Origin of the sequence: Vibrio satsumensis (assembly GCF_050337435.1) — a bacterium.
GTDB lineage: Bacteria > Pseudomonadota > Gammaproteobacteria > Enterobacterales > Vibrionaceae > Vibrio > Vibrio satsumensis.
The window spans coordinates 105,872-121,244 of sequence record NZ_JAKJSX010000004.1 but is presented as its reverse complement, the minus strand read 5'-3'; the positions used below and the strand labels follow the sequence as shown (position 1 = coordinate 121,244).

Annotated in this window: 10 protein-coding genes; 5 read left to right on the top strand and 5 right to left on the bottom strand. The window is 43.1% G+C overall.

What is annotated here, in order from left to right; genetic code table 11:
* Positions 1 to 38: 38 nt before the first annotated feature.
* The 3 genes from L4C44_RS03645 to L4C44_RS03635 all read right to left on the bottom strand — a co-directional run bounded on the left by L4C44_RS03645 (position 39) and on the right by L4C44_RS03635 (position 3,990).
* The gene (locus L4C44_RS03645; protein WP_146491627.1) at positions 39 to 1,787 is read right to left on the bottom strand and encodes a formate--tetrahydrofolate ligase; all 1,749 of its coding nucleotides are present in this window, start codon (positions 1,785 to 1,787) and stop codon (positions 39 to 41) included.
* Between the two features lie 293 nt (positions 1,788 to 2,080).
* Complete coding sequence (locus L4C44_RS03640) at positions 2,081 to 3,385, bottom strand: inosine/guanosine kinase (RefSeq protein WP_146491626.1); 1,305 nt, start codon at positions 3,383 to 3,385, stop codon at positions 2,081 to 2,083.
* Between the two features lie 128 nt (positions 3,386 to 3,513).
* Positions 3,514 to 3,990: a CreA family protein gene (locus L4C44_RS03635; RefSeq protein WP_146491625.1), complete on the bottom strand. Its 477-nt coding sequence runs from the start codon at positions 3,988 to 3,990 to the stop codon at positions 3,514 to 3,516.
* Between the two features lie 248 nt (positions 3,991 to 4,238).
* On the opposite strand from L4C44_RS03635, the gene L4C44_RS03630 reads away from it, so the two are divergent.
* The 5 genes from L4C44_RS03630 (at position 4,239) to L4C44_RS03610 (ending at position 12,223) form a co-directional block, all read left to right on the top strand.
* Positions 4,239 to 4,733 (top strand): hypothetical protein, encoded by a 495-nt coding sequence (locus tag L4C44_RS03630; protein ID WP_428804382.1) that lies wholly within the window; start codon positions 4,239 to 4,241, stop codon positions 4,731 to 4,733.
* 60 nt (positions 4,734 to 4,793) lie between these two features.
* Positions 4,794 to 6,602, top strand: a complete 1,809-nt coding sequence (locus tag L4C44_RS03625; RefSeq protein ID WP_146491623.1) for an HD domain-containing phosphohydrolase — start codon at positions 4,794 to 4,796, stop codon at positions 6,600 to 6,602.
* Between the two features lie 354 nt (positions 6,603 to 6,956).
* Complete coding sequence (locus L4C44_RS03620; RefSeq protein ID WP_146491622.1) at positions 6,957 to 7,682, top strand: HAD-IA family hydrolase; 726 nt, start codon at positions 6,957 to 6,959, stop codon at positions 7,680 to 7,682.
* 351 nt (positions 7,683 to 8,033) lie between these two features.
* Positions 8,034 to 9,134: an efflux RND transporter periplasmic adaptor subunit gene (locus tag L4C44_RS03615; protein WP_327784322.1), complete on the top strand. Its 1,101-nt coding sequence runs from the start codon at positions 8,034 to 8,036 to the stop codon at positions 9,132 to 9,134.
* Positions 9,135 to 9,139: 5 nt separating this feature from the next.
* On the top strand, positions 9,140 to 12,223 hold the full coding sequence (locus L4C44_RS03610) for an efflux RND transporter permease subunit (RefSeq protein ID WP_428804381.1): 3,084 nt from the start codon (positions 9,140 to 9,142) through the stop codon (positions 12,221 to 12,223).
* A 145-nt stretch (positions 12,224 to 12,368) separates the two neighbouring features.
* Here the strand turns inward: L4C44_RS03610 and L4C44_RS03605 are convergent, their stop codons facing one another.
* Both L4C44_RS03605 and L4C44_RS03600 read right to left on the bottom strand, forming a co-directional pair.
* Positions 12,369 to 13,793: a methyl-accepting chemotaxis protein gene (locus L4C44_RS03605; RefSeq protein ID WP_409438355.1), complete on the bottom strand. Its 1,425-nt coding sequence runs from the start codon at positions 13,791 to 13,793 to the stop codon at positions 12,369 to 12,371.
* A gap of 148 nt (positions 13,794 to 13,941) precedes the next feature.
* Complete coding sequence (locus L4C44_RS03600; protein ID WP_146491617.1) at positions 13,942 to 15,165, bottom strand: aromatic amino acid transport family protein; 1,224 nt, start codon at positions 15,163 to 15,165, stop codon at positions 13,942 to 13,944.
* Positions 15,166 to 15,373 lie beyond the last annotated feature (208 nt).

The window sequence follows — 15,373 nt, the reverse complement described above, 5'->3', positions numbered from 1 at the left end:
TAATCGCGATTTTTCGCAGTTTATCTAGCTAAGAGCATCTAGCTCAGGCCGATAATATTTCCATTACTATCAATATCTAATGACATGAAAGCCGGTTTGTCGGGTAGGCCAGGCATGGTCATTACATTTCCGCACAGCGCGTAAATAAAGCCGGCGCCCGCGCACAGTTTTAGCTCTCTAACGGGTACGTTAAACTGAGTTGGTGCACCTTTTATATGTGCTTCTGTAGAGATCGATAGAGGCGTTTTTGCCAAACAAACTGAGAGGTCGCTATAGCCGTGTTGATTAAACTCAGCCAGTTGTTTTTTCGCCAGTGGCGATAGCGAGATACTTGCTGCGCCATAACCGACTTCAGCGACAGCCATCAGTTTTTCTTCTATGCTTTGCTCCGAGTTGTATAAAGGCTTAAATTCACTCTCACTTTGGCATGCTTTTACCACGGCATGCGCCAACTGAGTCGCGCCTTCGCCGCCTTGACCAAATGCTTCACTCACTTCAACGCTAACGTTTGAATCAAAGTCAGTGATCATCTGTTTCAATGCTTCTAGTTCTTGAGCTGAATCTTGCGGGAATCGGTTAATCGCAATAACTGTCGGTACTCGGTATTGCTTTACGTTATTGATATGCCATTTCAGGTTCTCAAAACCCGCAATAAGCGCGTCTTGGTCATCACTAAAGATTGACTCTGGTAACGGAGTACCCGGTCTCAAATCGTATAAACCAGAATTGGCTTTTAAGCCACGCAATGTTGCGACAACGACAGCACAATCAGGCTTCTTGTTGGATGCTTTTACTTTGATGTTGCACGCTTTCTCAAAACCCATGTCTGAGCCGAAACCACCTTCAGTTACAACAAAGTCACTCAGCTTTAATGCTATCTTGTCGGCAATAATGGAAGAGTTACCGTGGGCGATGTTTGCGAAAGGCCCTGCATGTATGAGGGTCGGTACGCCTTCTAGGGTTTGCATCAATGTAGGCTCGATAGAGTCCTTCATTGTCACTGTCATTGCGCCCGCTACGTTGAAATCATCTGCGGTCAATGGCAAGCCTTGTTTATTGTAAGCAAGTACCACTCGTCCGATACGCTTTCTTAAATCTTGAAGATTATCAGCTAGAGCAAGAATAGCCATCAGCTCTGAAGCGGCTGAGATATCAAATCCATCTTCTCGCTCAAAGCCATTAATTGTTTTGTCTGCTTCGTTCTTGCCAACCGTGATCATGCGCAATGCGCGATCATTATGGTCGAGCACACGCCGCCAAACGATTCTACTTGGGTCGATATCTAGTGCTTTTAAGCCTGAGCGCACTTCAAAGGCTTCTAACCCTTCACGCTGTTCATGATACAAACGCGCATCAATGGCGGCAGAAGCGAGGTTGTGAGCGGCCGTCACAGCATGAATGTCACCCGTCAGATGTAGATTTAATTGCTCCATAGGAGCGACTTGAGAGTAACCACCACCCGCAGCGCCACCTTTTACACCAAATACCGGGCCCATTGAAGGTTGGCGAATGCAGGCCATGGAAGATTGGTTAATCTTTGCGAGGCCTTGTGCTAATCCAATAGTGGTGACGGTTTTGCCTTCACCAAGAGGCGTTGGTGTGATAGCCGTTACCACGACCAATTTACCATCTTGTTGGTTGACGAGGCGTTCAAGTGATGTGAGAGACACTTTAGACTTGTATTGCCCTAATGGCTGATGTTCGTTGTGGTGCAGGCCTGCTTGCTTGGCAACCTCACTGATGTTTTTAAGGGGAGTAGAGCGACAAATATCAATATCAGACAGCATATTTGATCCTTATATCAGAACCGAAAGGTGGTACGTAAACGTTTGCGTGGCGATGGTACTGTATAAATTTGCCAAGTAAAGGCAAACCACACGAATTATGTGCTGGAAAATGACAGATCTCAAGAGTCATTGCGCGAGATCAAATCTTAAACGAGCAAAATATTCGAACAGATTACCCTCAGCTGCAGTTATATTAGTGTCGAATACAAAAAGGGCTGCATATGGCAGCCCTTTAGGAAAAGGTAATCTAGTTAGGCGCTAACCTCAATCAGTCAGCAATCCAATATGGTCGGTTAACGATCCCAATATGTTTCTTCTAAGCTATCTTCGCGTTCAGGTAGTGCACGAGAAAGGCGAGGAGAGTGCTGAGTCAATACTTCGTAGCTTACACGGTTTGCGTACTTACAAATTTGAGACAGTGAAGAGTAAGTTAGACAAGCGTGCTCGTGTTTCTCAGAGTTTGGTACATTCACGTGGTGGTAGCTGTTTGCTGCCATGTCGTGTAACAGTGCTGAAAGTGCACCATCACCAGCACCATTTGTGTTCTTAATTTCAAGTGGGCCACCGAGGTAAGGGCCAATATGAGAATACACTTTTACTGGGTCTTTGCAGTCTTGCTTACGCATAGCGCGGCTAAATTCGTATTTATTGAATTCAGGGATATTACCCGGTAACAATGGCAGTGTGGTTTCGCGTTTCGCTGGCTCGTCAGTGTAACCTGCCATGTATAGGCCAATAGGACCTGCAGTACATAGAACTAGGTCAACCCACTCAAGTGCTTTGTTAGCAGCTAGCAGAGGATCTTTTTCGCCTGTTAGCGCTTCACCTTCGTCTTCGTTCATCGCGACGATGGTTACGTTTTCTTTCAGGTATTCTTGCCACCATTCAGCGTTACCTTCGATCACATATTTAGTACCAAGCGTAAGTACAACAGGCACATTGTGTGCTTTCGCATATTCAATCGCTTTTTGTACCGCTTTTGGCATCGGATCTTCAGGTTTGCCACGCATTAAGTATGACGACACAACCAATGCAGAAGCTTTCTCGAACACTTTTTCAGGAATGCTTTCTGGAAGTAGTTGGTTCATGTGGCCTTCATTGATTGCAAACGTACGTTCGCCATCTTCAGAAATCAGCGTGTAGCAGCGACCAATTGGACCATCAACAGTTTGAAGGTGGTTTAGATTCATACGAGAAGAAGTACGGCACAGATAACGGTAGCCGAATGAGCCAACTTCAATCTTCTTAGACATAACGCCAAGCAGTACAGATTTGCTGTCTGCAAGTACAGAATAGTTGTGCAGTGTGTTGCCGATAGTATCGCCAGGGTATTGATGCGTGATCAAACCGCGCGCAACTAACTCTTCATACAGCGCATCTGCTTTACTTTCTTCCAATACCAGTGAGTGACCTTTACTCAGCTCGTATTTTTCTAGGAACTCGTTGTCAACACGGGCCTCGATATCAACAATCGTTTGGCCAACACCGACAATCGTTGCGCGGTGAAGCTTAGGTGTTTGTTGAATTTGGTTGACCAACGGATCACGTGCGTGAGTTGGAAAGTAGTGCTTAGATTTACGCTGTCCAGGAAACTTCATATGAAAAATACAGTGAAAAAATTTTGCCGCATGATATCACATTTTGTTTCTGTTTCTTTCATTTTTATTACATTTTGAATCACCTGCACAATGAGTGTACAGGTGAATAGTCTTACTTTGGCTTGAGGCTATTCAGCGGGAACAAGCGTTGCTGGATCTACGTAAGCCTCTGTACCCCAAAGCGGAACAGTTGAAAGGCTATGTTTGAAACTGCCTTCCGTTTCTTTGGTGGTGTAAGATAAGTAAAGCAGTGACTGATTCTCTGCATCGTAGATACGACGGACCTTCATTGTTTTAAAGAAGATACTTTTTGACTGCTTGAATACCACTTCGCCTGATTTGCTCTTGTCTATTTGAGCTATCATTTCTGGTGTGATTTCACCAGTTTGGCGACAAGAGATTGAGCTATCGCTTGGATCAGAGAGACTTAGGTTTGCTTCGATTGATGCGATATGACAGGTAACACCTGCGATCTTATCGTCATCTAATGAAGACATCTTGATATCCTTCATGGTGAAGAAACCCAGTGAGACGTCGCCAACCTCATTGTCTGAACAGCCAGCTAACATTGTGATGATACCTGCTGCTATTAAGGCTTTTTTCATAAGAAGTCCTTTTTATTTATATAGTTCTGTTTACTATAAGGATATTGAAAGCTTGAGTACGAGTGTAGAGCTTTTCGTTAAGTTCTTAAAGGGTGTTGTTGGATGATGAAAAAGATGAGGCATTTAAAGTACTTGTTGGCCTTGGTCATGCTCTGTATGCTTTCTGCTTGTAGCTCGGCACCTCAGCCGACCCTATGTCTTCCAAATAGCTGCGATATTTGGGGATACTAACCGTAGGTACTAAAAGAATGAATAACGAAATACCTGAAATAGCACATAAGAAAAATCAATGGCTGTTTAGTCAGCTCGACATTGCTTACCCCGCAAAAGAAAGCCTCCTAGGTCGTGAACTTTATCAAAGCAAACTCCCATCCAAGTCATACCAACTCCTAGCTCAAGATCAAATGCCTTCCCAAATAGATGAACTGCATAAAGTCGATTTCCATAAACTGACCGTTCTGTTCTCGCTTAACCAAGCCAGTGTGTACCAAGATGAAGCCGAAAGGGCGCACATGCTTGAGTTCTTGAGCCAAATTATGCTGTCTGATGATCATGTTTTATATATTGGTACTCAAAGTGGTGAAGTGGTGGCGAGTGCAATTGTCACAGCAGTGGAAGGTTCGCTGTTGATATCGGACGTGGTTGCTGGGAGTGGTCAAAGTATCAACGACTTTGCTAAGCAGTTACACGATTTTTGGGTACAAGATCATGCTTCTTGCGATAAAGTGTGGATCGAGAACTAAAGATTCTTTGAGAAAGCGTTAATCTAAGTACAATACCCCATCTTATTTAAAGGGTATTGTATGTGCAAGCTATTGATATCAATCGCTGTATTGTGTATTAGCGCTTATTCTTCACTCAGTTTTGCTAACGACTGGGATATCAAACGCATCCTAGTTTTACACTCATACGAACCTTCTTACCAATGGACCGCTGATTTCCAAAAAGGGATAGACAGTGCGTTCAGCCAATCTCAAACCGAAGTTAAACTCTCGATCGAGTATTTGGATTCAAAGCGTATCCATAGCCCTGACTACTACGGCTCTCTCTCGAACTATTTGAAAGTTAAATATGCTGGTTACGAATTTGACGGGGTAATTGCTACTGACGATAACGCAGCCAATTTCCTTGAATCATTAAGCACTTTAATTGATCGTTCGACACCAGTGGTGGCCGTTGGGATTAATGACACCAGTACAGATATGTATGCAGTATCTGACAGAGCAACTGTGCTTTACGAGAACGATCAGATAGACGTAAATATCCAGCTGATTTCTAAACTAAGACCTAATCTAAAGAATCTCTATTTCATAAATGATTACAGTGTCACTTCTGAGCTGATCCGCAAAGAAATGAATATCAGGATGGCCAAATTCCCAAATATTAATTTGGTAGAAATACGCGATCTATCACTCGAGCATACAAGCCAATTTTTGAAAGGAATTTCTGCGGACGACGCAGTTTTACTTAGTCACTACAACACCGAGTTGAAACAAGGTATCTATCACACTTATCAAGAAATTGCGGACACTTTGTCTACGGCAAGTGCAGCTCCTGTGTTTGCTTTGTGGCAGTTCTACATTTCAGGTGATGTACTCGGTGGGTATGTTAACCATTCACAAAGTATGGGTGAAGAGGCTGTCGATGCACTCGATAAGTACCTTCCTCTTGGTTTTACGACACCGTTGACCCCCGGAGACAATAAACGTTTTGTATTTAATTACCTTGCAATGAAACGACACGGGATTAGCACAAACGCTTTGCCAGATGAGGCTGTATTTATTAACGAGCCTTCATCTTTCATTCGCAAAAATTTTCAGTTGTTATTGGGTTTATCGCTGGTGATTGCGGGTTTGAGCCTGATTATTTTGATGCAATTTGTCACCTTGCGCCAAAAGAAGGAACTCGCGAAAAAGAACAAACGAATTTTAAAACTTCAGAAACAAACGCTTAATATTCAGAAAGATATGATTCACGTTTTAGGGGAGGCGATTGAAACTCGCTCCGGTGAAACCGGTAATCACGTTAAGCGTGTTGCTAAACTATCGGCATTGCTTGCTAAGCAACGTGGCTTAAGCCATCGTGAGGTCGAAATGATTGAGATCATTAGCCCGATGCACGATGTGGGTAAGATTTCAGTCCCAGAATCAATTTTGGATAAACCAGGTAAGTTAACCGATCAAGAGTGGGAAGTAATGAAACTTCATACTACTGCAGGTTATAACTTATTAAAGAGCGGATCTGGCGATATTACTAATTTGGCTGCAATTATTGCTAACGAACACCATGAGCGCTGGGACGGTACTGGATATCCTAGTGGTAAGGTGGGGGAAGACATTCATTTGTTTGCTCGTATCACGGCAGTTGCGGATGTGTTTGATGCGCTACTTAGTACTCGTTGTTACAAAGAGCCGTGGCCATTAGAGATGGTTGTCGATTTGTTCGAGCGAGAAAGTGGCTATCAATTTGATCCTCAGCTTACTAAGCTTTTATTGAACCACTTACCAGAGTATGTTGCTATCCGTGATTCGTATCCAGACACAGGTAGTATTGAGCTGGTTCCTATGCCCGTGACCGAAACTAAAGTTTCGAAAGAGTCGACTATTATTTAACGGTCTTTTTCTCATTTATCTTCGTTCTATGCTTAGTCATCTTGATATAAATAGGTGATTGAGCGGGTTCTTATATCTCTAGTTCATCTGCCTGTTATCCTTCGTACCATTCTCTATCGTAAATTTATATTTTCAACTGCAGTTGGGCTAACTTTGTATACCTATCAAGGCTTGACTTTGTAGAAACCTTGTCAATTTGGTGAAAACTGTTGCTTATGCTGAGTCATAAAGTGATCAACTGCATATTTCGCGAAGTGAAATAAGCTTGTGTCGGTAAAGTGTTACCTTAATCATCTCGACACTTCACATAACCCTATAGGATAAGGCATTGAATTCAATGCGAGTGAGAGAGCTATGCGGTTAGAACAGACTAAATGTGTAATTTTCGATTGTGACGGGACACTCATCGATAGCGAAAAGCTATGTTGCCAAGCCTTGGTGAATGTATTCTCTGGCTTTGGGGCGAAGTTAAACGTTATTGATTGCTATGCCCACTTTCAAGGTGGAAAATTGGCTGACATCTTGATGGATACACAAGAACGTTTAGGGTTATCTATCTCGATTGATACACTTGAACCACTTTATCGCACTGAATTAGAAGCACTGTTCCAACGTCATTTAAAGCCGATGGATGGAGCTATTGAGCTTATTGAATTTCTAAAGAGACAAGACATTGAGTTTTGTATCGCTTCTAATGCACCGAAATCTCGAGTGGAATCTTCTTTAGCAATGACCGGAATGCTCGACGACTTTAAAGGCAAAGTGTTTTCTGCTTTCGATGCTAATAGTTGGAAACCAGAGCCTGATCTTATTATGTACACCGCAATGAATATGGGCTTTCTACCTAATGAGTGCATCTATGTAGATGATACTTTGAAAGGAATTGAGGCGGGTGTTCGTGCGGGTATTCAATCGTTTCGATTACGTCCAAGTATTGATGAAGCAGTCGTAGATCCCGAAGCCGGCTCAACAGAGCTAGCAGTTCAGGATATCTACAGTTTGGAAGAGATTTCGGTTTGGATTAATGGCAAGCACTGCTCAAGTGGTGGTATATCGAATTCTGCAGCTTTGGTGGGGTAGAGCCTAGTGAAAGGCTTATTACCTTACTAAATTGTTTTGTGTGGAAACCACAAGATGCGCAAGTGAACTTTTCTCCACTTTCTGAAAGCAGATATTCGTCGTGTTGGCATAAAGGGCATGTAATATCGTCGGTGTTTGGTGCTTCTGTTTTATTCATTATGTGTCACCTGCAGCAAGAGGGTAAGCGAAAAAGACCCGTTCAATTAGATTACCCCTAAGCTCGAATATTAGACAGTTCTGACACCTCATAATCTCCCCTTTGCGACAAACTTCATGGTAATGATAATAGAATAGTTAAATATTATACGGTTTGATATACTGGTATGGAGTACCGTAACTTTGGACCATCCCGTGAAATCTATTGCTCTGTTATTTATTGTCTTTGCCCTAACGGGATGTAAGCAACAAACTGCTATATCGGATTCTGACGCAACTAAGCCCATTCGTAGCGTCAAATACATAACCACTGTCTTTCAATCACATACGCAAACTCGTGAGCTTAGCGGCATAGTGCGCAGTGCACAAACGTCTCCTTTGAGCTTTCAAGTGGGGGGAACGGTCAGTGAGCTTACTGTTTCTAAGGGGCAACGTGTTGAAAAAGGGCAAGTGCTTGCTCGACTTGAAACGAATGATCTGGTGTTTGCGTTACGCAAAGCAAAGGCGTCATTAGGAGCGGCAAAAGTCGCTAGGTTGCAAGCCGAAGATAAGTACCAACGTTCTGCAAAATTGAGTATTAAAGGCTTTGTATCAGAATCTGAACTGATCGCAATTCGCGCAGACTTAGATGCTAAGCAGCAACAAGAGAACCTCGCTCAAACCGACTTGTCGAATGCCGAGCTGAACTTAGAGCGTGCCAAACTATACGCGCCATTTTCGGGTCAAGTCACTCAGCTATCTGTTGATGAATTTACTAAGGTCAATTCTGGGCAGAAGATCATTGAACTGGTTAACGATTTTGTCTACGAAGTTGATTTATTGGTACCGGAGTCATTGATCTCTGAGGTTTATTTCGGCGAAGAAGCTAAGGTCAAAATCCCTGCACTAAATGACGGCCTATTAACCGGCATCGTCTCCGAAATTGGTGCCGTGGTTGAAAGAGGTAATGCGTATTCGGTGACATTACAGCTGAGTGAGCCAAAGGTTGAATTGCGAAACGGCATGTCTGCTGAAATTCAGCTCAATATTGGTACTGAAAATCATGGCGTTGTTTTACTTCCTATCGATTCATTTAACTTTAATGATCGCGATTCAAGCTCAGAGAGAAACAATGCTGCAATCTTTGTAGTGAATCCAGAACGTCATGTGATTGAAAAACGTTATGTTGAAATTAATCGCAGTGTCAATACTCAAGTTGTCGTGATCGGAAACCTTTTAGAGGGTGAACATGTCGTCACTGCGGGCATTCCTTATCTTTATGAAGGGCAACAAGTCACTTTGTGGGAAGGCTTGTAAGTATCATGCATAAAATTACTGAACTCGCCCTGAAATATCATAGATTTACGCAAGTGTTCTTGGTAATGCTTTTTGTTATAGGCATTAGCACCTTTAAGAATGCGCCAAGCAACGAAGACCCAGAAATTATAATTCGTAGTGCTGTCGTTATTGCACAATTCCCGGGTATGTCACCAGACCGTATCGAGAAGTTCATCACTAAGCCCTTAGAACGAGAAATCAAACAGATCCCCGAAGTAATAGAGATAAAGTCCTGGTCACGGACTGGGGTTACACAGATTACCGTTACCGTTCATGATAAGTACTTCGATCTACAGCCTATCTGGGACACGCTTCGAAATCGTATGGACAGTATGAAATCAAGCTTACCAGATGGTACACAAGGTCCTTTTGTCAACGATGAGTTTGGTCGTGTTTATTCGTCTACGATTGCTCTTACTGGTGATGCTTTCGATGACCAAGAGTTGAGAAAAACGGCTGAAGTATTACAGGACCGATTAAGTAGTGTTCAAATGGTGTCGCAAGTTGAACTCTATGGCGTTAATGAAGAGCGAATTTGGGTTAACGCAAGAAGTGGTGCATTGGCCAACGAAAAGTTTCAGTTTCGTCAGATCGTATCGGCACTTCAGGCTCGTAATGTTGTGTTACCCGGTGGTTTAATTGAAACAGATACTTTGCAAATCGAGATTGAACCTACAGGCAACTTCAACAGCATAGATGAGATTCTCGATCTTGATTTGATCGAGCGAGAGTCCGGAAACTCGGTTTACTTGAGAGACTTGGCCGACGTTGAGCGTGGTTATGAAAACCCATTTAATACACCCGTTTATTTCAATGGCAGGCGCGCGATTATCATTGCTGCGTCTATGGCGTCAGGTAGCCAAAGTGATGCTTTTGGTGCTGAAGTCTTGGAGTTTATTGAATCTGCTCAAGCTGAACTGCCGTTAGGTATGAATTTAGAGCTCGCGACTTTTCAACCAGAAAAAGTTGATGAGGCAGTGAGTTCCGCAACCAATAACCTAATGCAAACCATTGGTGTCGTACTAGCCGTTGTGATGGCGTTTCTCGGTGTAAGAATGGGGTTGATCATTGGCAGTATTGTTCCGTTAACCATACTCCTTACCGTTATTGGGATGTCGATTTGGGGTGTTGAACTGCAAAGGATGTCTATTGCAGCGATCATTATTTCACTCGGTTTGCTGGTAGATAATGGAATCGTAATCGCAGAGTTCATCAAAAGTAAAATGGCTGAAGGTGTCGACCGTTTTGAAGCGGCAGTCTCGGCATCGAAAGCCATGGCAGTTCCGTTGTTAACGTCATCATTGACGACGATATTGGCCTTTATGCCCTTGTTATTGGCCCAAGATGTTACCGGAGAGTATCTACGATCTTTGTCACAAGTGATTACTGTAGCGTTATTGTCTTCGTGGTTTCTGTGTTTATTCGCAACTCCGGTTATGTGTGTTTGGTTCATGAAACCAATCAGACAAATAGCACATGACGATAGGCAGCGGTCGCTTTCTCGTTTTCATCTAGGCTACCGACGCTTTATCAGTACTATTTTAAGCATGCGCTTAGTCACTTTGGCCGTGGTGCTGAGTATCTTTGCTGCCTCGATCTATAGCTTCAAGTTCGTCACTGTACAGTTCATGCCAGGCTCAGAGCGAAATCAGTATCTCGTGTTTGTCGACCTTCCTGCAGGGACTAAAGTTGAAGAGTCTGAAAGGGTGTCCGCGAGACTTGAAGATTGGTTGTTGGATAACGAACAAAACCCGAACGTCACCAGTACTATTCGATATGTAGGAGACGGTGGGCCGCGCTTTTTCTTAGCACTTTCACCAATCGATAGAGCGCCTAATCGCGTTTTTATGGTTGTTAATACAACAGACTACAAGGCCGCGTTGGCGATGGTTAATAAAACCAACCGTTTTATTGTCGAACAGTTGCCAGAAGCGAGTGGGCAAGCCAAACGAATGTGGTTGGGGGGAACTGAGTTGGGGTTGGTTGAGTACCAAGTGGTGGGTAAAGACATATCGACCATCCAGCATATTGCGAAACAGATTGAGTTAACCTTGCGACAAGTACCCGGCGCCGTTGGAGTCTCGAATGATTGGGAAAATAACGTCCCTAAACTTATTCTCGATATAGATCAAGCTCGAGCGATTCGTGCTGGTGTGAGTAGCCGAGACATAGCCACAAGTTTAGACAGCTACTTGCGTGGTAAAGAGGTCACCAGTTTTAGAGAAAATGAAAATGTGATTCCAGTTATCGTTGGTGCAGAAGATAAAGAGAAAACCATCGACAAGCTCTTTACCAAACAGATCGTATCTTCAACTAATGGTGAGGCTTTGCCGCTTATTCAATTTGCCACCATTAAAGCAACCAGTGAACCTTCGATCATTCGTCGTTTTGATTTACAAAGAACGGTGACTGTTAGTGTGAAGCATGAAAGCTTACAAGCGAGTGAACTTAACAAGTTGGTTCAACCTAAGCTTTCTCAGATTGAGCTTCCACCGGGCTACTATATAGCGCTAGGTGGGGAACTTAAGGGTGCAAGTAAAGCTAATGGCGCTTTGTTTGGGTATTTGCCCCAGTGCTTCGCTGTGATGATTTTGTTGTTGCTGCTTCAATTCAATTCTATTCGTCGACCGCTGATTATACTGCTGACGATTCCACTGTCTTTGATTGGGGCTGTATCGGGCCTATTGATTACTAGCGCGTATTTCACGTTTCCTGCGATGCTCGGTATTTTCAGCTTAGCGGGGATCATTATTAACAACGGAATTGTGCTGATTGATTGCATTGAACAGAATCGTAATAACGAGATGAGTGTACGTCGCGCCATTATTGAAGCTTGTACGAGTCGCTTTAGACCTATTGTTATGACCACGCTAACCACCATACTTGGACTCGTGCCGTTAGCGGTTTCTGGCGGTGAGTTTTGGTATTCAATGTCGATTGTGATGATTTTTGGAATGGTAGTCGGCACTATTCTGACACTCGGTGTAGTGCCTGTGCTTTATAGCTTATTCTTTCGAGAATCAGTGAAAGAACCCAATAAGAGAGGGCTGGTGTTGCCCGCTTACTGAGTCAATTCACTAATTAAGCTAGCTCTGTGGGCTTACTAATTAGTTAAAGAAAAAGGACTCATTTGAGTCCTTTTTATGTTGCCATACTTAGTTTTTAGGTGCCATTTGACGAAACAAAACAGATTGAGCTGAATGTTAATCCTAATTAAGTGCGGTATCGCGCCAACGTTTGAGACAGAGAAACCGATGCCTCTGTTAGCCTAGATACACCATTTGAGGAGTTTTGAGCCACTTCTTTAATCACATCAGATTGACTGCGAATATCGTTAAGTTCTGCTGCAATGGTATTGGCTACGTTGCTTTGCTCGTCTGCCGAAGTTGCGATTTGAATACTCATATCCATCAGCGCTTGAGCTGAATCTGCAATAGAGTTTACATCGTGACCAATGTCTGAAATCAGCTGGCTACTGGTTTGCGCTTGATCAACCGTTTGTTCGGTGATCTTCGCGATATTTTGGCTCTCTTGTTGTAAGCGCTCAATCATCGCTTGGATCTCTACCGTTGCTGACTGAGTGCGACTTGCCAGTGTTCTTACTTCATCAGCAACGACAGCGAAACCACGTCCTTGTTCGCCTGCACGAGCCGCTTCAATCGCGGCATTTAGAGCAAGTAAGTTAGTTTGCTCTGAAATAGCGTTGATCGTCGTGATGACTTCGTTAATTTGGCTTGTGTTTACATTCAAGCTCGTAACAGAAGAAGAGGTTTGCTCAATTAAAGCAGAAAGAGTCGTGATCTCTGAAATTGCTTGTTGAACCTTTGCGTGGCTATCGTTGATCTGCTGTGCGTCTTGTTCAGTTTGCTCTGTTGAGCGTGCAGAAATGTTAGATACTTCATTCGCTGAAGCCGTCATCTGATCCATTGCAGTAGCAACAGAATCTAAAGATGCGTTCTGGCTCATGATTTGAGTCTCACTGCGCTTCATCTCTGTTTCGAAAGAAGCTGACGTTTCACTTAGGGTTGCTGCACTGTGGTTTACGTTGTTGACTAACTCACTAAGGGTGTCCATTGAGCGGTCAAGAGCACAACCAATCGTTCCAAACTCGTCTCGGCCAGGGTGGAAGCCAAGGCGTGATGTTAAGTCACCATCACCAATCTTTTGTGTCGTTGAATAAAGAACCCAAAGTGCGCCGCCTAGGAAAGTCGCTACCCAGTAACAAAAAAGACCAAAAGGCACACACCATAAAAAACTGAGTAATAAAGAGTAAAGTGCTTGCTGCTTTTGATTCTGTATATCTTTAGTTGAAACGGTAAGTGAGTAGTAGTTACCATCCTGTGCAAGTGCTGTTGCAGTCACCGAACCATTGTTTGAAAGAGAGGTTTTTTGAGGGCTGCTTTGTTGACTAACAGAGCGAAGAGAACCGGGGGAGTCTGACGCTAATAAAATGCCTTGCAGTTGATGTTCAACCTGCTGTTTAGCACTAGTATCGATTTGTTTAATTGTGTTGACGTAGTTGAGGCCAGCAAGACTTGCCACTGCGGCGACAAAGATTAAGAAAATGACCCAAAACTTGTCGTTAATAGACATTTTAATAAACAGTTTGTCTATCGTTCGAAATTGTACTTCTTTCATAAAAACTCCACGGTAAATCCTTTACCGTGGACTCTAAATAACCGACCCTAATAAAAATGTGATATCAATCGACTAATTGTGAAAATTAATGATAACAACATATCGTTTATGAGATCTCAATCAAGTATTTTTGTGCGGTATGGATTTGTTAACCTAGAGAAGGCAATAGCCCTACTGAAATAAGGACTTGAACCGCAATGATAAACACGCCAACGCTACCTGCTAAAAACAGCGCTTTGCTTCCACCTAACACTTGGTACGTCGCTTCTGGAGCTTGAGGTTTAACTGAGAAGTCAGTGTAACGGACCTTGTATACCATGACTGTCGGCAAAAGAATCGCGAGTACTGAAAGTGCAATGGCTGCATAGCCTAATGCCATTATGAAACCTTGTGGGTAGAACAGGGCAAAACCTAATGGCGGTAAGAAAGTGATAGCGGCCGTTTTAACACGTTTAGCACTGCCTAGTTTCTTGCTTAACGAATCGCCCATGAATTCAAATAAGCCCAAGCTCACGCCAATAAAAGAAGTCAGCAGTGCAAGATCCGCGAATACACCGACGATGACGCTTAAGTTTGATTGATGAACGGTTTGCGATAGTGATACTAAAAGTGCCCCCAAGCTTGTATCGGACAACAATTGTTCTTGGCTAACCACACCCAAAGTAACACTCTGCCAGAAAACGTAGATAACTAATGGTAGGGCAGAGCCTGCAATCATAACCTTACGTAAAGAACGAACATCGCCGTCTAGGTATCGAACAATAGATGGGATACTGCCGTGGAAGCCAAAAGAAGTAAATACAACAGGAATCGCTGCAACAATCAAACCTTGCTGTAAAGGCATGCTTAATAGGTACTGAGATGTAATGTTTGGTGCTAGGAAGCTGAGTACTAGTACCATTGCAATCAGTTTGAGTCCGAATAAAACACGGTTAACTTTATCAACACTGTGAGTACCAATCGTAACAACGCCGGCAACTAATAGGGTAAATAGTAGTGTGGTGATTTGACCATTGAGTTCGATACCCGCGATATCCGAAATACGTTGGTTAAACTGCGCACCACCGCCCGCGATGTATGCAGCGCATAGCGCGTAAAATAGGAACATAACAGCGAAGCTCGCAATCCATTTACCTTTTGTTCCTAAAATGGTGTGAGCTAAAGTGTGTAGGGTTGCGTCAGATTCTGCAAATTGGTGAAGCTCTACCATTAATAGAGCCGTAAAGGCCATTAATGCCCATAAACCAAGCATCAAGAAAAGTGAAGTTGAAAAGCCAATACCTGCAGAAGCAAGTGGAAGGGCGAGCATGCCAGCACCGATGGTTGTGCCTGCAATGATCAAAGTACTACCAAAAACCTTTGATTTATTCATTGTATATAATTCTTTACGTTAGGGTGTGTTTTGATTGTAATTCTTCTAGCTTAAGCGCATAAACCCAAAGAATATCTCGATTTTGAAGTATTCTGATTGAGTTTAATTCCAAATGCAATGCCTAATGTAATTAAAAATATCCACTGTAAATTTATTCTTACATCGAGGGGTTTGACAGCATTGAACTGACCAAAGCAAACGTTTGACC

Coding starts and splice junctions, on each gene's coding strand:
- L4C44_RS03610 (WP_428804381.1), top strand. CDS start 9,140: ATGCATAAAATTACTGAACTCGCCCTGAAATATCATAGATTTACGCAA.
- L4C44_RS03620 (WP_146491622.1), top strand. CDS start 6,957: ATGCGGTTAGAACAGACTAAATGTGTAATTTTCGATTGTGACGGGACA.
- L4C44_RS03600 (WP_146491617.1), bottom strand. CDS start 15,165: ATGAATAAATCAAAGGTTTTTGGTAGTACTTTGATCATTGCAGGCACA.
- L4C44_RS03640 (WP_146491626.1), bottom strand. CDS start 3,385: ATGAAGTTTCCTGGACAGCGTAAATCTAAGCACTACTTTCCAACTCAC.
- L4C44_RS03605 (WP_409438355.1), bottom strand. CDS start 13,793: ATGAAAGAAGTACAATTTCGAACGATAGACAAACTGTTTATTAAAATG.
- L4C44_RS03630 (WP_428804382.1), top strand. CDS start 4,239: ATGAATAACGAAATACCTGAAATAGCACATAAGAAAAATCAATGGCTG.
- L4C44_RS03645 (WP_146491627.1), bottom strand. CDS start 1,787: ATGCTGTCTGATATTGATATTTGTCGCTCTACTCCCCTTAAAAACATC.
- L4C44_RS03625 (WP_146491623.1), top strand. CDS start 4,794: ATGTGCAAGCTATTGATATCAATCGCTGTATTGTGTATTAGCGCTTAT.
- L4C44_RS03635 (WP_146491625.1), bottom strand. CDS start 3,990: ATGAAAAAAGCCTTAATAGCAGCAGGTATCATCACAATGTTAGCTGGC.